The organism is Mycobacterium lehmannii, assembly GCF_002245535.1.
GTDB classification, from domain to species: Bacteria; Actinomycetota; Actinomycetes; order Mycobacteriales; family Mycobacteriaceae; genus Mycobacterium; species Mycobacterium lehmannii.
Map to the genome: position 1 here is coordinate 42601 of NZ_NKCN01000023.1, position 17956 is coordinate 60556.

Annotated in this window: 19 protein-coding genes; 8 read left to right on the plus strand and 11 right to left on the minus strand. The window is 67.0% G+C overall.

The genetic code is table 11. From position 1 onward, the window contains the following. Positions 1-16 precede the first annotated feature (16 nt). Positions 17-478 carry a nitroreductase family deazaflavin-dependent oxidoreductase gene (locus CEX87_RS21510; protein ID WP_082694146.1) on the minus strand — a complete coding sequence of 154 codons (462 nt, stop codon included), beginning with the start codon at positions 476-478 and terminating at the stop codon, positions 17-19. Positions 479-488: 10 nt separating this feature from the next. Then, a complete protein-coding gene (locus CEX87_RS21515) occupies positions 489-926 on the minus strand; it encodes an HIT family protein (protein ID WP_064396300.1) in 438 nt (145 codons plus the stop codon). A gap of 85 nt (positions 927-1011) precedes the next feature. Between CEX87_RS21515 and CEX87_RS21520 the strand changes: the two genes are divergently transcribed. Further along, complete coding sequence (locus CEX87_RS21520; RefSeq protein ID WP_094289057.1) at positions 1012-2391, plus strand: amidase; 1380 nt, start codon at positions 1012-1014, stop codon at positions 2389-2391. Here CEX87_RS21520 and CEX87_RS21525 read toward each other — a convergent pair. Then, positions 2388-2891 carry a DNA-deoxyinosine glycosylase gene (locus CEX87_RS21525; RefSeq protein ID WP_094289059.1) on the minus strand — a complete coding sequence of 168 codons (504 nt, stop codon included), beginning with the start codon at positions 2889-2891 and terminating at the stop codon, positions 2388-2390. The two genes, CEX87_RS21520 and CEX87_RS21525, sit on opposite strands and share 4 nt — an antisense overlap. Before the next feature lie 34 nt (positions 2892-2925). Here CEX87_RS21525 and CEX87_RS21530 point away from each other — a divergent pair, with 34 nt between their 5' ends. Both CEX87_RS21530 and CEX87_RS21535 read left to right on the plus strand, forming a co-directional pair. Next, a complete protein-coding gene (locus CEX87_RS21530) occupies positions 2926-4044 on the plus strand; it encodes an adenylate/guanylate cyclase domain-containing protein (protein WP_094289061.1) in 1119 nt (372 codons plus the stop codon). A gap of 103 nt (positions 4045-4147) precedes the next feature. Continuing rightward, positions 4148-4558 carry a hypothetical protein gene (locus tag CEX87_RS21535; protein ID WP_064418840.1) on the plus strand — a complete coding sequence of 137 codons (411 nt, stop codon included), beginning with the start codon at positions 4148-4150 and terminating at the stop codon, positions 4556-4558. 1 nt (position 4559) lies between these two features. Here the strand turns inward: CEX87_RS21535 and CEX87_RS21540 are convergent, their stop codons facing one another. Genes CEX87_RS21540 through CEX87_RS21550 form a run of 3 tightly spaced genes read right to left on the minus strand, consistent with a single transcriptional unit; the run spans position 4560 to position 7907 of the window. Next, entirely contained in the window at positions 4560-6791 is a 2232-nt protein-coding gene (locus CEX87_RS21540) for a heavy metal translocating P-type ATPase (RefSeq protein ID WP_094289063.1), read from the minus strand. Next, positions 6781-7701: a hypothetical protein gene (locus CEX87_RS21545; protein WP_094289065.1), complete on the minus strand. Its 921-nt coding sequence runs from the start codon at positions 7699-7701 to the stop codon at positions 6781-6783. Before CEX87_RS21545 ends, CEX87_RS21540 begins: the two co-directional genes overlap by 11 nt. Next, complete coding sequence (locus CEX87_RS21550; protein WP_064396311.1) at positions 7701-7907, minus strand: heavy-metal-associated domain-containing protein; 207 nt, start codon at positions 7905-7907, stop codon at positions 7701-7703. The genes CEX87_RS21545 and CEX87_RS21550 overlap by 1 nt, the downstream gene beginning before the upstream one ends. Positions 7908-7995: 88 nt before the next feature. On the opposite strand from CEX87_RS21550, the gene dtd reads away from it, so the two are divergent. Further along, a complete protein-coding gene (gene dtd, locus CEX87_RS21555) occupies positions 7996-8427 on the plus strand; it encodes a D-aminoacyl-tRNA deacylase (RefSeq protein WP_064396348.1) in 432 nt (143 codons plus the stop codon). Here the strand turns inward: dtd and CEX87_RS21560 are convergent, their stop codons facing one another. Next, positions 8428-9321 (minus strand): AIM24 family protein, encoded by an 894-nt coding sequence (locus tag CEX87_RS21560; protein WP_064418845.1) that lies wholly within the window; start codon positions 9319-9321, stop codon positions 8428-8430. A 96-nt stretch (positions 9322-9417) separates the two neighbouring features. Here CEX87_RS21560 and CEX87_RS21565 point away from each other — a divergent pair, with 96 nt between their 5' ends. Together CEX87_RS21565 and CEX87_RS21570 are read left to right on the plus strand one after the other, a co-directional pair. Then, positions 9418-9621, plus strand: coding sequence for a hypothetical protein (locus tag CEX87_RS21565; RefSeq protein ID WP_064418846.1), 204 nt, complete (start codon positions 9418-9420; stop codon positions 9619-9621). A gap of 110 nt (positions 9622-9731) precedes the next feature. Beyond that, complete coding sequence (locus tag CEX87_RS21570; RefSeq protein ID WP_064418847.1) at positions 9732-10298, plus strand: hypothetical protein; 567 nt, start codon at positions 9732-9734, stop codon at positions 10296-10298. 18 nt (positions 10299-10316) lie between these two features. Here the strand turns inward: CEX87_RS21570 and CEX87_RS21575 are convergent, their stop codons facing one another. From CEX87_RS21575 to CEX87_RS21585, 3 genes are read right to left on the minus strand one after another with little or no spacing between them, the layout of a single operon-like run. Further along, positions 10317-12518: a molybdopterin-containing oxidoreductase family protein gene (locus CEX87_RS21575; RefSeq protein WP_066808063.1), complete on the minus strand. Its 2202-nt coding sequence runs from the start codon at positions 12516-12518 to the stop codon at positions 10317-10319. 19 nt (positions 12519-12537) lie between these two features. After that, complete coding sequence (locus CEX87_RS21580; protein ID WP_094289075.1) at positions 12538-14442, minus strand: ABC transporter ATP-binding protein; 1905 nt, start codon at positions 14440-14442, stop codon at positions 12538-12540. Between the two features lie 8 nt (positions 14443-14450). Further along, positions 14451-16190 (minus strand): ABC transporter ATP-binding protein, encoded by a 1740-nt coding sequence (locus CEX87_RS21585; RefSeq protein WP_064427500.1) that lies wholly within the window; start codon positions 16188-16190, stop codon positions 14451-14453. Positions 16191-16267: 77 nt separating this feature from the next. Between CEX87_RS21585 and CEX87_RS21590 the strand changes: the two genes are divergently transcribed. Together CEX87_RS21590 and CEX87_RS21595 are read left to right on the plus strand one after the other, a co-directional pair. Beyond that, a complete protein-coding gene (locus CEX87_RS21590) occupies positions 16268-16831 on the plus strand; it encodes a DUF3558 domain-containing protein (RefSeq protein ID WP_064396322.1) in 564 nt (187 codons plus the stop codon). Continuing rightward, the gene (locus CEX87_RS21595) at positions 16828-17385 is read left to right on the plus strand and encodes a DUF3558 domain-containing protein (RefSeq protein WP_064396324.1); all 558 of its coding nucleotides are present in this window, start codon (positions 16828-16830) and stop codon (positions 17383-17385) included. Before CEX87_RS21590 ends, CEX87_RS21595 begins: the two co-directional genes overlap by 4 nt. Positions 17386-17394: 9 nt before the next feature. Here the strand turns inward: CEX87_RS21595 and CEX87_RS21600 are convergent, their stop codons facing one another. Then, a complete protein-coding gene (locus tag CEX87_RS21600) occupies positions 17395-17913 on the minus strand; it encodes a SixA phosphatase family protein (protein ID WP_064418850.1) in 519 nt (172 codons plus the stop codon). Positions 17914-17956 lie beyond the last annotated feature (43 nt).

Consider the following 17956-nt stretch of genomic DNA (forward strand, 5'->3'; position numbering starts at 1 on the left):
GGCCGGTTATCAGGCGTCAACCGGCGGGCCGGTTATCAGGCTTCAGCCTGACCACCGGGATCGGACGTGACGTCCGCTTCTGATAGCCGATGTAGCGGTCCTTGTTGCCGCGCATGTTGTTGACGATCTTCCACAGTCGCGGGAAGTCAGGATCATCGTGAGTGACGGGGGTCGCGGTGACCTTGATCCGCTTTGGCCCGACGTTGATCTCGACGTTTGGATCGGCCTTGAGGTTGTGATACCAACCGGGCGCTTTCGGCTCGCCCCCCTTGGACGCGACCACCAGATAGTCGTCTCCGTCGCGCGCGTAGGAGAGCGAATTGGACCGCTGCAAACCGGTTTTCGCGCCGACCGTGTGCAGGATCAGCATCGACGGTGCGCCCGGGATGGTGTGGCCGATGCGGCCGTTGGTGCCCTTGTAGATCTTGTCGTGCAGCAACAGCATCGGGTAACCGATGTACTTCTCGTACCAGGGCATGCTCATGGGCTCAGTCTTGCGCAGCCGAGTCGAGTTCCGCCAGCGCCTCGCGCAACAGCCGTCCCGATTCCTCCCGGTCCGGGTCGCGGCGAAGGAGCATGTTCTTGGCGAACGAGAGCTTGTCGCCCCGCTGCCGCGGCAGCACGTGCAGGTGGATGTGGAACACCGTCTGAAACGCGGCCTTGCCGTCGTTGATCACCACATTGTTGCCGTCGGCGTGAAGTCCGGACCGGCGTGCGGCACGCGCGACCCGTTGACCCACCCGCGCCAAGGTGGCGACCGTCTCCGGCGGTGTGTCGGTCAGGTCCACCGTGTGCCGCTTCGGGATCACCAGCGTGTGGCCGCGGCTGAACGGGCGGATGTCGAGGATGGCGAGGACGTCGTCGTCTTCGTAGACGCGGATGGCCGGGGCCTCGCCGGCGACGATGGCGCAGAACACACAAGACATATTCGCCACGGTAGCGGTTCTCGTCGCCCGCCCGGATCCCGCTGTTCGTCGATCTGATCGCGCGCCTCGCGGCTACGCTGCGGCCGTGGACACCAGCGAGCTTGTCTTCGCAGGCGCCGCTGAGCAGGCGCGGTTGCTCGTGTCCGGGGTCATCACCGCTCCGGAATTGCTCGGCCACTATCTCGATCGGATCGCTCGACTCGACACCACGCTTCGCTCGTACCGCGTGGTACTCGAAGCCGGCGCACGACGCGAAGCCCAAGCTGCGCAACGGCGGCTTGACGCGGGGGAGCGGGCACCGCTGTTGGGCGTGCCGATAGCGATCAAGGAAGACGTCGACATCGCGGGTGAGACGACGACGTACGGCAGCGCCGCACACGGGCCCGCCAGGACCCGCGACGCGGACGTGGTGCAGCGGCTACGCGACGCGGGCGCGGTGATCATCGGCAAGACCACGGTGCCGGAGATGATGCTGTGGCCGTTCACCGAGACGGTGACGTTCGGCGCGACCCGCAACCCGTGGAATGTCGACTTCGCGCCCGGCGGAAGTAGCGGCGGAAGTGGCGCGGCGGTGGCCGCGGGTCTGGCGCCGATCGCGCTCGGTTCCGACGGAATGGGCTCCATCCGCATTCCGGCGACGTGGTGCGGACTGTTCGGCCTCAAACCGCAACGAGACCGGGTGCCGATCGCGCCGCACGATGACGCGTGGAACGGCCTCAGCGTCAACGGCCCGATCACCAGAACGGTGGAGGACGCGGCGCTGTTCTTGGAGGCGACGACGGGGGAGTCCGGATTCGTCGCGGCCGCCTCCGCGGAACCTCGACGCCTCCGAGTTGCGTTGAGCGACAAGCTTCCTCCGCTGCTGACGAGCCGGGTGGGACGCCCGCAGCGCGCGGCGCTGAAGGAGTCGGGTGAGCTGCTGCGGAAACTCGGTCACGAGGTGGTCGAGCGCGACCCGGATTACCCGGCATCGGTGATGTTCGACCAGGCGCTGCCGCGGTATTTCAGGGGCTGCTACGACGACGTCCAGACGCTGCCCCATCCGGAGCGGCTGGACGCCAGGACACGCAGCTTCGCGCCGGTCGGCGGAATGATCTCCGATCGGCGGATGGCGGCCATCCGCGACGCGGAAGCCCGGACCGCCGACCGGATTCAGTCCATTTTCGACGACGTGGACGTAGTGGTCACCCCGGGGACGGCCAGGGGACCCTCGCGCATCGGGGCGTATCAGCGCCGGGGGATGCTGTCGACGCTGTTGTCGGTGGCCTCGCGAGTGCCGTTCCAGGCATTGTTCAACGTGACGGGTCAGCCGGCGGTAGTGGTGCCGTGGGGTTTCGACGGAGCCGGCGTACCGACGTCCGTGCAGTTGGTGGGAAGGCCTTTCGATGAGGCGACGCTGCTGTCGCTCGCCGGGCAGATCGAGCGCGTACGCCCGTGGGCGCACCGGCGTCCGCCCGTGTCCTAAGTCGCCGCCTCGGAAAGGGCTTGGCGCCAGATCGTGAGCTTGTCGGCGAACGGCATGGTCTGCGCTGGGCTTGTCGAGGGCAGTCGGCGGTACCGCAGATCGCTTGCGACACGCACGAGTCGCGTGAAGTTCTTCTCGGCCGCCGCACCGTTGAACAACACCGCTTCGATGCCGCGGTGTTCATCGAAGAACCGCTGAAAATCGTTCGGAACCATGCTTTCCGGCCTCACCGCGGAGTCGAGGCTGCCCTCGCGCTGACAGGAGCGCAAGACGTCCCAAGCGGCGATCCCGTGAGCCGTCAGGGCGGCGCAACGCTGCTCGTACGGAGCGTCGGGGGCGAACCCGAAGACGTCGCCCATGATGCGCCAGAAGGCATTGCGTGGGTTGTCGTAATACCGCTGGGCGGCGAGCGAGATGACGCTGGGCATATTGCCCAGGATCAAGGTGTGTGCATCATCGCCGACAATCGGCGGCAGGCCGTACAGCACCGCTGAACCCATTCTTCGACTATCGCACGCGGTATACGTTGGGCCGATGGCCGATGACTTCGACGTCGAAGGGTCCGGTCTGCTCGACGGGCTCGAAGGTGACGAGCGCGCCGAGCGCGCCGAGCTGGTCGAGTGGTTGGTGAGCAAAGGCATCGCCGTCGAGGTGATCCGAGAGGCGTTCCTGCCGATGCTGCTCGGCGCGCGTCAGGCGCTCGGCGACGACGGGGTCTACGTCTCCGCGCGTGAAACCAGCGAGAAGACCGGCATCGATCTCGAGCTGCTGCAGCGCATTCAACGCGCGATGGGACTGCCCACCGTCGATGACCCCGACGCCAAGGTCCATCTGCGTGCCGACGCCGAAGCCGCGGCGTACGGTCAACGTTTCATCGAGATCGGAATCCTGCCCGACCAGATCATCCAGATCACCCGCGTGCTCGCAGAGGGTCTGTCGAAGGCCGCGGAGGTGATGCGGTACGCCGGGCTGGCTTCGGTGCTCGACCCTGGCGCATCCGAAGTCGTCATCGCCAAGAACGCCGAGGCCCTGGTGCGTACGGCCGATCCGCTGCTCGGTCCGATGATCCAGGACATGTTGCGGTTGCAGCTGCGCCACCTGATGGAAACCGAGGCGATCACCGCATCAGAGCGCGCGAAGGGTCAACGGCTGCCGGGCGCACGGCTGGTGACGATCGCGTTCGCCGATCTCGTCGGTTTCACCAGACTCGGCGAGGCGGTGCCTCCAGAAGATCTGGAACAGCTCGCCCACCGGCTGTTCGACCTCGCGCATGAGGCGTCCGTCCCGCCCGTGCGGTTCGTCAAGACGATCGGCGACGAGGTGATGCTCGTGAGCCAGGAACCCTTACCCCTGCTCGACGCGGCGTTGACCCTCGTCGAGCAGACCAACGACGACGAGGACTTCCCGCGGCTGCGCGTCGGCCTGGCGACGGGGATGGCCGTGAGCCGCACCGGTGACTGGTTCGGTGGGGCGGTGAACCTCGCGAGCCGCATCACCAGCGCCGCGCGGCCCGGCACCGTTCTGGTCTCGGAGTCGACGCGCGACGCCGTCGGTGACGATGAGGGGTTCTCGTTCTCGTTCGCGGGGGCGCGACATCTCAAGGGCATCAAGTCGGATGTGAAGCTGTTCCGCGTGCGGCGCGCAGGCGACTGAAACTTGGCAGTGGTTCGAACCATTGTTCGAGACAGCCAAGGGCGGTGAGGCGACCGCTCGCATTTCGAAACGGCTGCTGGCGTAGGTGATCTACGATCCAAGAATGAGCCGCGTCGCAAAAGCCGTGCTGGTCACGCTGTTCATCGCAGCATCCGGTCTGCTCGGTGTGGGTCCGGCGAACGCGCAGCCGCCGCAGCCGGCATGCGGCTACACGCTGTCGCCGCCGCAGGTTGTGAGCACCGGCGGCGTGAGCAAGGTGACGGCGACGGTCTCGTTCCTCGCTTGCGGTGCGCCGTTCCAGCCGGCGTACAGCGTCGCGTGCGTCCACCAGGCCGGCCATGACTCTCAGGGGCAGTGCACGCAGGCGCGAGGGCCGGCCGCCGCGCAAGTCTTCTTCGAGCCGTATCAGCCGGGCGGGACCTACATCGCGAGCGGGCGCGGCTGCGGCAAGGTCTTTCAGGACGCGCTCGAGCCGAACTGCGACATGCTCGGCCCGATCAACGTGACGCTGTAGCTCAACGTGGCGGTGTAGCTCGACGTGACGGTGTCGCGTTGAACCGGCGCAGCCGAAGACTGTTGCTCACGACGAACACCGAGCTGAAGGCCATCGCTGCACCAGCGATCATCGGGTTCAACAACCCGGCCGCCGCCAACGGCAACGCCGCGACGTTATAGGCGAACGCCCAGAACAGGTTTCCCTTGATCGTCGCGAGCGTCCGACGAGACAGGCGGATCGCGTCGGGTACCGCGTTCAGGTCGTCGCGCACCAAGGTCAGATCGCTCGCCTCGATCGCGACGTCGGTGCCGCTTCCCATCGCGAGTCCGAGATCAGCCTGGGCGAGGGCCGCCGCGTCGTTGACGCCATCGCCGACCATCGCGACCACCTTGCCGTCGGCCTGCAGGCGCTGGACGGCATCCACCTTGTCCTGCGGCAGTACCTCGGCGAGGACATCCTCGATGCCCACCTCCGCGGCGATCGTGCGGGCCGCGGCCTCGTTGTCGCCGGTCACCATGATCGGCTTCAGCCCCAGCGCACGAAGCCGCGAGATCGCTTCGGGTGAGGTCGGTTTGATCGCATCCGCGACCACCAACACCCCTCGGGCCTCACCGTCCCATCCGACGACGACGGCGGTGCGACCCTGTGATTCCTCCTGCCGCACCGTGGCTTTCAGCGACGCGGAAAGCTCGTGCGACGATAGCAGCCGCTGCCGTCCGACGGTCACATCGCGCCCGTCGACCCGTCCGCGCACGCCGAGGCCGCGCAGGTTGGTGAAACCTTCGACCGTCGGCAGCTCACCCAGCTTCTCCCGCGCGCCTGTCACGATGGCCCTGGCGATCGGATGCTCGGAACCGTCCTCGACCGCACCGGCCATCCGCAACACGTCGTCGGGCCGTTCGGCATCGGCGGCGACGACATCGATCAACGTCATCCTGCCGGTGGTGATGGTCCCCGTCTTGTCCAACACGATGGTGTCGATCCGCCTGGTCGACTCCAGAACCTCGGGCCCCTTGATCAAGATGCCCAGCTGCGCGCCGCGACCCGTACCGACCATGAGCGCGGTCGGTGTGGCCAACCCCAGCGCGCACGGGCACGCGATGATCAGCACTGCCACCGCTGCGGTGAAGGCCATCGCGGCCGACGCCCCGGTACCTAACCAGAAGCCCAGAGTCGCAACCGATAACGCGATCACGATCGGCACGAACACGCCCGAGATCCGGTCGGCCAGGCGCTGTGCGTCGGCCTTCCCGCTCTGGGCGTCCTCGACCAGCCGCGCCATCTGGGCAAGCTGGGTGTCGGCGCCGATCCGCCTGGCCCGCACCACGAGTCGGCCATCGACGTTGACCGTCGCACCCACGACCTCGTCACCGGGTCCGACGTCCACCGGAACGGCTTCGCCGGTCAGCATCGACGCGTCCACCGCCGAGGCGCCCTCGACCACGATGCCATCAGCGGCGATCTTCTCACCGGGCCGCACAACGAATTCGTCACCGACACCGAGCTGGTCGATCGGAATGCGTTGTTCGCGGCCATCTCTGCGGATCACGACGTCCTTGGCGCCCAGCTCCAGCAATGCACGCAGCGCCGCGCCCGCGCTCCGCTTGGAACGCGCTTCGAAATATCGCCCGGCCAGAATGAACGTGGTGACGCCGGCGGCGACCTCGAAGTACACGCTGCCCAAACCGTCGGTGCGTGACAGCGTCAGCTCGAAGCCATGCGTCATTCCCGGGGTGCCTGCGGTGCCCCAGAACAACGCATAGACCGACCATCCCAGCGCGGCGAGCGTGCCCATCGAGATCAGCGTGTCCATGGTGGCGCTGCCGTGGCGCAGGTTCGCCCATGCCGCACGGTGGAACGGCCATGCCCCCCACACCACCACCGGGGCTGTCAGCGTCAGCGAGAGCCACTGCCAATTCGTGAACTGCAGAGTGGGGATCATCGCCATCGCGATCACCGGAACCGTCAAGGCAAGCGACACCAGCAGCCGGTGCCGCAGGATGGCGGTCGGATCCTCTTCGACGACGGTCGCCTGTTCGGTGGGCAGATGCGCTTGATACCCGGCGTCTTCGACGGTGGCCACCAACGCCTCCGGGGTCACGTCTGCGCTGTACTGGACACGCGCCTTCTCGGTGGCGAAGTTGACGGTGGCCGTCACGCCGTCGATCTTGTTGAGCTTGCGCTCGATTCGGTTCGCGCATGACGCACAGGTCATACCGTCGATGGACAGTTCGATCGTGTCAGTGGCCATGGCCGGCCTCGCCGTGGTCGTGGGTGGGGACGTCGTGCTGCGCGGAGGAGGGATCGACCGACACGGTGAATTCGGCTGTGCGCACGACGTCGCGGTGTTGGAAGTCGAGGAAAAGGCGGTACTGCCCGGCGCTGGGGAACGTGGTGTGGAACTCGATGGCCGGTCCCGGGCGTGTACCCGCGTCGCCGGGTCCGCCCATCGGATGCACGTGCAGGTATGCGAGGTCGGCGGCCCGCAGCGCGACGAGGTGGCCGTAGGCCCCTAAGTACGGCTGCAGGTTGTCGACCGGAATCCCGTGGCGGTGGACCGTCAGCGTAAGAGTCGATGCCTCAACGGCTTTCAGGGTTCCGCTGAGCGTGACGGTGTAGTCGTCGACGGGCGCTGACGTGTCGGCCGCGGGCAGTGGAACGGGGGAGTATGGGCCTGCGACATGCACGTTGGCGCCGAGGGTGAGCGCGGGACCGCCGGTAGGCACGAAGTCGGCGAAGACGCGGTAGTCGCCCGCGCGGCTGAAATCCACGGGAGTCCGCCACGTGCCGCGGTCGTCGAGCACAGGGTGAAGGTGCTGGAAAGCGGACAGGTCGTTACGGACCACGATCAGGTGCAACAGCTTCTCGTGTGATTCGTCGAACTGCGTCACGGGAGCACCCTGCTGGTCGAGGATCCTGAACTCCAGACGAGAGTCTCGGCTCGCCGGCGGGAGCGGTCGAGGCACGTCCAGCGTGTAGCCGCTCTCGGTCACCTGTAAGCCGCCGGGAGCCTCGGCGGGCTGTGCATCTGCGTGTGCGGTGGAGTGCTGCGCGGTAGCGGCATCACCCTCGGGGCCGAACGAACGGCCGACCCACACCGAGGCTGCGAACACCACCGCGAGCGCGGCGATGAACGCGGCGATCCGAGGGGTGGTCTTCATCAGCTCGCCAACTGGTAGCCGGCCTCTTCCACGGCGGCCTTGATGGCGTCGGCCTCGACGGGTGCGTCGCTGTCGATGGTCACCGCTCCGCTGGTGACATCCACGTCGACCGCCTTGACGCCCGGGATCTCCCCCAGTTCCTCGCGCACCGATGCGGCGCAGTGTTGGCAGGTCATTCCGGTGACTGTGACAGTGGTGGTAGCCATGGAACCAGCGTACCTGATACCCCCTAGGGGTATTCATTCAGGTGCGCTTCCCGGCCCCGGCGCGGCCACCGTGGCAGCATCGGCATCCATGCGTGTTCTCACCCAACGGGTCACTTCAGCAGCCGTCACGGTGGACGGCGAGGTCGTTGGGGCGATCGAGCCCAAGGGGCAGGGTCTGCTCGCCTTGGTCGGCGTGACGCACGACGACGACGCTGCCAAGGCTCGGCGGATGGCCGAAAAGGTCTGGCAGCTCCGGATTCTCGACGACGAGAAGTCCGCCTCGGATGTCGGCGCCCCGATCTTGGTGGTCAGCCAGTTCACCCTGTACGCGAACACCGTCAAGGGCCGGCGCCCGGCATGGAACGCCGCCGCGCCGCGCGCGACCGCAGAGCCGTTGGTCACCGCGTTCGCCGATGCGCTGCGTGACCTTGGTGCGTCGGTGTCGACCGGCATATTCGGCGCTCACATGCAGGTTCAGCTGGTCAACGACGGCCCGGTGACCGTGCTGCTCGAGCTGTGACTATGTGGTGGCGACCGGCGGTGCGCCTTCCGAGGGCTGCACGATCACGAACCCCTGCCCGTGGAACGCGACCTGGATCGCCTCACCGGAGCCGCGGCCGATGAGCGCGCCGGCCTTGAAGCTGGTCTTGAGCTGAGTCTGGAGATTCGCCGACCACGCCACCACCGCATTGGTGTCGGCGAACGTCGGCGCCTCGGCGGCATTGAGCACCACCGGGGGCCCGTCGGTCGTCAGCGCCACCCAACCGGTTCCGCGCAGCGTGGTGTTGAACAGGCCGCCGGTCGCGATGCTGCCGCCCCGCACGCGTTCGATGTTCCAGTTCAGGTTCGAGGAGAACGCCAGCACGTTCTTGCCGCTGATCGACAAGCCGGAGTTGGTCAGCTGCAGCAGATGCACGTCGTAGCCCCGCTCGGCGAGGAAGACGTCGCCCTGTCCCTGGCAGCGCATCAGCGGCAGCCCTTCACCGGTCAGTGCCTTCTTGATGAACTTCGAGGCACCGCCGCCCTCGAACGCGAAGTCGACGTTGCCCTGGTACGCCACCATCGAGCCCTGCCGCGCCATGAACGGCTCCCCAAGGCGCACCCGCAACATTTTGGTGTTTTGATTGGCGATGGCCTTGGCTTCTTTTTCGCTGAACCGGCCGTCCACCAGATCGCCGCTGATCCCTCCGAAGCCGTCGCCTGCAGGCTGCCCGACCGCCATCGCCTGCGCAGGGGCGGCCTGCTGTGGTGGAGCCTGGCGTGCTGGGGGAGGTCCCCCGAGCGAGGTCAGCGGTGCCCTGCCGACCTGCCCTTGGTGCGACACCTGGTCGGTCCAGTTGTGCCCGTCCCACCAGCGGTACTCATAGCGACCTTCGGGATCGGGTCGCCAGCTTCCGTTGCTCGGTGCTGTCATGGTCTACAAACTAACCGGACGGCCCTCCTGCGGTGAGGTACTTTGCGCGCTGATCCATCGCGCCCGAAACCACTCGACGACTGGCATTCTTGTGCCATGGCAAAGGAAATCGACCGGGTCCGGGCGCAGAGCGCCTTCGCGGTCCTCAAGCAGCATCCGGGCATGGCGCTCTTCGTCGCCTCACCTGCGCTCATCGCGGTCGGGCTGGTGTGGTGGTTGGTCAGCCCGACCCTGGCCGTGCTGCTGTTGATCGGTGCGATCGTGGGCGGCGGCGCGCTGCTGCTGCGCAAGCGCGGCTAGTTACCGACGTCATCGGGTCTTGTCGGTGTCGATGACCCCCCTCTGACCTGGAGCGTTCGCTCTCAGCGAACCACGGGATGGTATGGCTGTAACGGTGTAAGCATGTAATCATGCGACACAACATCCACGGCCGGCGCCGCCAGGGCGGCTGGCAACAGGCTCAGCAGCCCGGTGCGGGCGACGCCGCCGACTGGTTCGCCGGTCGGCTTCCCGAGAGTTGGTTCGCCGGAGATCCGACGGTGGTCGTCGATCGCGAGGAGATCACCGTCATCGGAAGGCTCGCGGAAACCGAAGTCGACGAGAGCGAGGCCCGCGCATCCGGACGGGCCGCGCGGTTCCGTGAGGAGACCCGCTCCGAACGCATGCGCATCGCCGATGAGGCCGAGGCGCGCTACGGGCGCAAGGTCGCATGGGGCATCGAGATCGGGGCGCCTGACACCGACAACTATGAGCGAATCATGTTCACCAACATGGCCGTTCCGGTGATGACGCGACTGCGCCAACCCGAACGTCAGGTGCTCGACACGCTGGTCGACGCGGGTGTGGCGCGGTCCCGCTCGGATGCGCTGGTGTGGTCGGTGCGGCTGGTCGGTGAGCACGCCGAGGAGTGGCTGGGCAAGTTGCGCGAGGCGATGCGCAACGTCGACGATCTGCGTGCCGAGGGTCCGAACCTCTAGTTCGTCGCGTCGGCCTCCTCAACGCGGCTCGTGCCTCGCCGCTTGATCGTCGCCCGACGAAATCAGCTCCACGCCAACGTATTGCGAACTCAACGCCGCCGTCTGGGACAGCGGGTCCACCGGAGCGCCTTCGACCAACAGGTTGCGGTTCGCACCGTAGGAGACCGGCGCGTCTTGCCCGCGCGGGTCGAAAACCCGTGAGCCCCAACCGTGGTCGATGATGATCACCCCTTGACGCGGACGGTCGTTCACCACCGCCGTCAACTCGACCTCGCCGACCGGTGAGAAGACCCTGACCAGGTCGCCGTCGCCCACCCCGAGATCGGCCGCGTCCTTCGGATGAATGATCACGTCGTTGCCCTTACCAGCGGGATGAAGTCCGGGTAAGTCGTTGAGCCACGAGTTCATCGAGTGCCGGTGCCTGCGGTTGGCCAACTGGAACGGATAGCCGACGGGTGCCGCCGGAAGCGGATCGGCGAGCAGTTCGCGGGCCCGCGCGACGAACTCGGGTGGTGCCGCGTGCACCTTCTTGTCGTCGGTTCTCAACGCGTCGCGGAAATGCCCGAACTCGCGGGGACCCAACACCCAGCCGTGCGGGTGCGATATGACGTCTCGCCATTTGATCCTGCGACCGTTGATCTTTCGTGAGGTCGCCACGACCAGGCGGTCGATCCAATGTGGTCCGAACTCCAGGGCCGGCCTGCGCGTCACACGCGCCGCGGCGCGCGTTGCCTTGATGAATCCGTTGAGGCCCTTGGCGCCGAACAGCGGTCTGCCCATCGCGATCGCGAGGTCGGTGAAGATGCGCCACTCCTGCCGGACTCCCGGCGGTGGCTCGACGACCTTGGCGCCGTACTGCAGATAGGGCTCGTCGTGCATGTTGCTGGTGAACGCGAGCAGGTCGTTGCGCTCGAGCCAGTGGGCCGCGGGCAGCAGCCAGTGTGCATGGCGGTGGCTCTCCCGCTGGACGAAGTCGATCGCGACCAACAGGTCCAGATCGGCCAGGGCACGGTCCAGCTTGTCGCCGTCAGGGCCGGAGATCACGGGGTTGCCGCAGTTGATCAGCAGCGCGCGAATCTGACCGTGGCCCGGCGTGGTGATCTCGTCGGGCAACTCGCTGAGTGCGTGTGCGCCCGCGACCATTTCGCGGCCCAGCAGCCGACTGTAGTGCGGCTTGGCCTTCACCATCGCCGACATCCGGATCGCGTCGACGTAGCCGGGTTCGAAGCGGCGTCCGCCGGGGCGGTCCATCCGGCCGGTGATCACGTTGAGCACATGCCCGAGCCACTCGGCGACGGTGCCCGCCATGTGCAACGACACCCCGGTGCGGGTCACCACCATGGCCCCGCGCGCTGCGGCGAAGTCGCGGGCAACCCGCTCGATCTGGTCGCGGGGGACGTCGCAGCGCGCGGCCAGTTCGTCGAGGTCGACGTCGGCGGCCAGCGCACGCAGATCGCCGACTCCGGTGGCCAGTTCCGCGCAGTCCTGCCGATGTTCGAGACGCTCATCGAGGATGACCTTCACCATCGCCAGCAGCAGCGCCCAGTCCTGCCCCGGACGCACCGCGAGGTGCACGTCGGCCTTCTCGGCGGATTCGGTGCGCAGCGGGTCGACCACCACGATCGTCGCGCCCTGTTGTTGACGTGCTAGCGCACGTCGCCACCCACCGGGCACCGTCTCGAGCCAATTCCACGCGCTCACAGCGGGGTTCGTGCCGACCAGCAGGAAGTAGTCGCAGTTGTCGACGTCGGACACGGGCACCATCAGCATCGAGCCGTACATCGCCTCCGCGACGACGTGCATCGCGTTCTGGTCGACCGAGCCCACGGCGTAGCGGTTCTGGGTCCCGAGCGCGTCCAGCCAGCCGTTCATGAAGATGACGTTGGACGAGGAGAAACCCGCAGGATTGCCGTAGTAGACGCCGACCGCGTCGGGTCCACCCGCCTCGATCGCGGCGTTCATCCTGGCGGCGATGTCGGCGATGGCCTCGTCCCAGGTGGTCTCGACGTAGGAATCGCCGACGCGGCGCATGGGGTTGAGGATCCGGCGCGGATGCTCGACGAGCCTGTGTGCGGTGCGGCCCTTGGCGCAGAAGTCCCGCCAGCTGTGCGGATTCTGTTTGTCGGCGGCGATCTTGGTGACGCGGTTGTCCTCGACTGTCACCTCGAGCCCGCAGGAGGCCAGACAGATCCGGCAGAACGTGTAGACCGTTTCGCTCATCGCCTTGAGCGTACGACGCTTAGGCCTGCGTCATGGACCAATAAGCGCCATGCTTAGCGACCAACTCGGTATGGGTGCCGCGTTCGACGATCTCGCCCGCATCCATCACCACGATGCGGTCGGCGTCCCGGATGGTCGACAGCCGGTGGGCGATGATGAAACTCGTTCGGTCGCGGCGCAACTCGGCCATCGCCTGCTGGATCAGCAGCTCGGTGCGGGTGTCCACCGAGCTGGTCGCCTCGTCGAGGATCAGCAGGCTGGGCTGGGCCAGCACCGCGCGCGCGATCGTGATGAGCTGTTTTTCGCCGGCGCTGATCGAGGCGCCGTCGTCGCTGACGTGGGTCTGATAGCCGTTGGGAAGCATGTGGACGAACCGGTCGACGTATGCCGCCTTGGCCGCCGCGATCACCTCGTCCTCGGAGGCATCGGGTCTGCCGTAGGCGATGTTCTCGAAGATGGTGCCCGCGAACAGCCAGGTGTCCTGGAGCACCATCCCGATGCAGGACCGCAGCGAGTCCCTGCTGACCGTCGAGATGTCCACGCCGTCAACCAGGATCCGGCCGGAGTCGACGTCGTAGAACCGCATCAGCAGGTTCACCAGCGTCGTCTTACCCGCGCCCGTCGGCCCGACGATCGCCACCGTGCTGCCGGGTTCGGCGATCAGCGACAGGTTTCGGATCACCGGGGTGTCGGGGTGGTAGCCGAACGTGACGTCCTCGAACTCCACCCGACCGGCCTGCCCGCCCGTTCCCGGCTTTACGACCGGCAGCCGGTTCGCGGGATCGGGCGCTTCCTCTTCCGCGTCGAGCAGGTCGAAAACCCGCTCCGCACTGGCCACACCGGACTGCATCGTGTTGTACATGCCCGCGACCTGCGTCAGCGGCTGGTTGAACTGGCGGACGTACTGAATGAACGCCTGGATACTGCCCAGCGTGATCTGGCCCGTGGCCACCTGCAACCCGCCGACCACGGCGACCGCGACATAGCTCAGGTTGCCGATGAACGTGGTGGCCGGCCCGACGAGACCGGAGAAGAACTGGGCGCCGAAGGCGGCGTGATACACGTCGTCGTTGCACTCGCGGAACCGCTCCTGCGCCGCGGCCCGGTGACCGAAGGTCTTGACGATCGTGAAGCCGCTGTAGGTCTCCTCGATGTGGGCGTTGAGCCTGCCGGTGTTCGCCCACTGCGCGACGAACAGTCGCTGCGACCGGCGCGCGATGGCCCGGGTCGCCCACAGCGACAGCGGCACCGTCACCACCGTCAGCAGCGTCAGAAGCGGTGAGATGGTCAACATCATCACCAGCACCGAGAACACCGTCAGCACGGACGTCAACAGCTGGCTGATGGTCATCGACAATGAGCCCTGGATGTTGTCGACGTCGTTGGTCACCCTGCTGAGTACCTCGCCGCGTTGACGAGAGTCGAAATACGACAGCGGCATTCGATGCAGCTTGTCCTCGACGTCGGAGCGCAGCGTGGCCATGGTGCGCTGCACCGCGACGTTGAGGAGCAGGGCCTGCAACCACACCATCAGCGCGGCGACGAGATATAACCCCAACGCGAGCAGCAGGGTCCGCCCGACGGCCTCGAAGTCGACACCTTGTCCTGGGACGACGTTCATCCCCGACAGCAGATCGGCGAACGTGCTGTCACCACGGGCGCGGGCGGCGTCGATGGCCTGCTCCTTGGTCATCCCCGCGGGCAGCCCACGGCCGACGACGCCGTTGAACAGAAGATCGGTGGCGTGCCCCAGTATTCGCGGGCCGATGACGCTGATCGCGATGCCCGCGACGCCCAGGAGTATGACGCACGCGGTCAGGCCGCGTTGCGGTGTCAGCCGCTTGACCAGGCGGATCGCCGAACCCTTGAAATCGCGCGAGCGTTGGGTCGGGGCCTGCATCACGCCGCGGATCGGCCGGCCCATCGGCCCGGTCACTGGGTGTCCCCGACGATGGCAAGTGACTGGGAGTCGGCGAACTCGGCGTACTGCGGGCAGTCCCTTAGCAGGGTTTCGTGAGTGCCGATGCCGACGATCCGGCCGTCGTCGATCACCACGATCTGGTCTGCCTCGATGACGGTGGAGATGCGCTGGGCGACAACGATGACCGTCGCTTCTGCCGACGCCTCGCGCAGCGCCGAACGCACGCGGGCGTCGGTATGCACGTCGAGTGCGGAGAACGCGTCGTCGAACAGATACACGACGGGTCGGCGGATCACCGCCCGGGCGATGGCCAGCCGCTGACGCTGCCCGCCCGAGAAATTAGCCCCGCCCTGCGCGACCTTCATGCCCAGGCCGTCGGGGTGGGCGCGCACGAAGTCATCGGCCGCGGCCACCCGTAGGGCGGCCCACATCTCCTCGTCGGTGGCATCCGATTTGCCGTACCGCAGATTGTCGGCGACGGTGCCCGAGAACAGGTATCCGCGCTGCGGCACCAGGCCGAGCACCGACCACAGCTGCTCGGGGTCGTAGTCGCGTACGTCGACGCCGTCGAGATACACCGAACCGCTCGTCGCGTCGTACATCCGGCAGATCAGCGACACCAGCGTCGACTTGCCCGACCCGGTGGAGCCGACCACCGCCGTCGTCGTACCCGAGCGTGCCGTCAGCGAGATATCTTGCAGTACAGGTCGTTCAGCGCCGGGATAGCTGAATGTCGCGGCCTCCAACCGGATCTCGCCCCGGATCCTCGACGGCCGCACCGGGTCTTCGGGGCTGACGATGTGCGGTGCGACCGACAGCACCTCGGAGATCCGCTCGGCACACACCGACGCGCGCGGGATGATGACGAGAATGAACGTGGCCAGCAGGACCGCCATCAGTATCTGCATGAAATAGGCCAGGAACGCGATGAGCGAACCCACCTGCATCTGCCCGGCGTCGATCCGCAGGCCACCGAACCAGATCAACGCGACGCTCGAGACGTTGATCACCAGTGTCGTGGTGGGCAGCATCAGAGCCTGCCACCGGCCGGCTTCGAGCGCGGTGTCGGCCAGCGCGTGGTTGGCTTCGGCGAACCGGTTGCGTTCGAACGGTTCTCGGGCGAATGCGCGGATCACCCGCAGGCCGGTGAGTTGGTCGCGCATCACCCGGTTGATGTCGTCGACCATTCGCTGCATGCGGCGGAAGATCGGAAGCAGGTGACGCACGATCCAGTAGTTGGCCAGGGCCAGGATCGGCACGCTCACCAACAGCAACCAGGACAGCCCGGCGTCCTGATGCAGCGCCATGAAGATTCCGCCGATCGACATGATCGGCGCGGTGACCAGCATGGTGCAGGTCAGCTGCACCAGCAGTTGGATCTGCTGCACGTCGTTGGTGGTGCGGGTGAGCAGCGACGGCGCCCCGAAGCGGGCAGTGTCCTCGGCGGAGAACCCGGTCACGTGGTTGAACATCGCCGCGCGCAGATCGCGGCCGACGCCCATGCCCGCCCGCGAGCCGAAGTACACCGCTCCCACCGCGCACACCACCTGCAGCGCGGTGACCGCCAGCATCACACCGCCGAGTTCGACGATCCGGCGCAGGTTCCCGACCGCGACGCCGTCGTCGATGATCGCGGCGTTGACCGTCGGCAGGTACAGCGAGGCGAGCGTGCTGACCAATTGCAGCGTGGCGACGGTGGCGAGCAGCGCCCGATATGGCCGCGCGTACTGTCGCAGCAGCGCCCATAACATCCCGTTACTGTCGCACATCCGATATATGGGCAGGTCAACCGGCATGTCGGTGGTTGACCTCCAGAGCTGCCGCTACAGTGCATGGCGTGACTCACAGCACGCGCGTGACCCGCTGCCTGGCCCTCGCGGCCGCCGTGGTCATTCCGCTGTCCGCATGCTCGGATTCCGAACCCGCAGGCCCGCAAGTGCCCGAGGACACCACAGCTCCCACGGAGAACGTCTCGCACGGCCCGTTCTTCCCCCAATGCGGCGGTATCAGCGACCAGGAGGTCATCAAGCAGACCCGGATTCCCGGGCTGATCAACACCGCCAAGACCTCGGTCGGATGCCAGTGGCTGGCCGGTGGCAGCATCCTGGGCCCGCATTTCTCGTTCACCTGGTTCCGCGGCAGCCCAATCGGGCGTGAACGCAAGACCATGGAACTGTCGCGCACAGCGGTCGAAGACATCAGCATCGAAGGCCACGACGGGTTCATCGGGTACAGCGAGGACCCGATCAACGGCGTCAACCTCTGCGAGATCGGCATCCAGTTCGACGACGACTTCATCGAGTGGTCGATCAGCTACGGCGCGAAGCCGTTCCCGGATCCGTGCGAGGTGGCCAAGGAACTGACCCGCCAATCGATTGTGAACTCCGAATGAGAACCGCGCCCGCTCGTCGGCTGATCGCGGGCATGGTCGCCGTGCTCGCTTCGTTGTCCGTGCTCACCGGTTGCACCCAGACGGTCGAAGGCACGGCGGCCAAATCGGGGACGGGTGGCGGACCGCGCAACGAAGACTCCGAGCGCCAGTACCCGAACCTGCTCAAGGAGTGCGAGGTGCTGACAGAAGACATCCTCGCCGAGACCGTGGGCGCCGACCCCCTCGACATCCAGAGCACGTTCGTCGGTGCGGTGTGCCGCTGGCAGGCGGCCAACCCGGGTGGCCTCATCGACATCACCAGGTTCTGGTTCGAACAGGGCGATCTGGACCACGAGCGCGAGGTGGCCCAGCGGCTGGACTATCGGATCGAAGACCGCAGGGTCGCTGGGATCCAGTCCATCGTGATGCGGCCGAATGATCCGAACGGGGCATGCGGTGTGGCCAGCGACGCGGCCGGGGTGGTCGGCTGGTGGATCAACCCGCAGTCGCCGGGGATGGACGCGTGCGCAATGGCGATCAAGCTGATGGAGTTGACGCTCGCCACCCGCGCGTAGCTTCGCCGGCTAGCGCGCCACGTGGAAGGTGACCAGCGCGGCGCCGTCGAGGGCGAGCCGGTCCCACGGTTCGCCGGTGCGCAACACCGCGATGGACGACGTCGGGAATTTCAGCGAGATCTGTTCGGCCGCACCGATGTTGCTGCCGTCCACGGTGGCCAGGCCGAGCGCGACACCCGACATCGCCGGTTCGTGACCGATCACCAGCAGGGTGCCGACCTCGAAGTCGAAGTGTGTCCGGACTCGGTTGATCTCGTCGATCACCGTGCCCGGAGTCGCGTCGTAGAGACGATCGCGGTACTCGACGGGCGCGGCGATGCGGGTGCGTGCGAGCGTCTCGCGGGTGCGGGTCGCGGTGGAACACAACACGGCGTCGACGGCGGGCGCGTGGGCGCGCAGCCAGTCGCCGGCCAACCCGGCCTCGCGCACGCCCCTCGGCGCCAGCGGACGGTCGTGGTCGCCGACCCCCGGCGGGTAGTCCGACTTGGCGTGCCGGAGCAACAGCAGCGTGCGGTACCGGTCGGTCACCGGACTAACGGTAAGGCATGCCGCTGCACCTCCCGGGACTTGT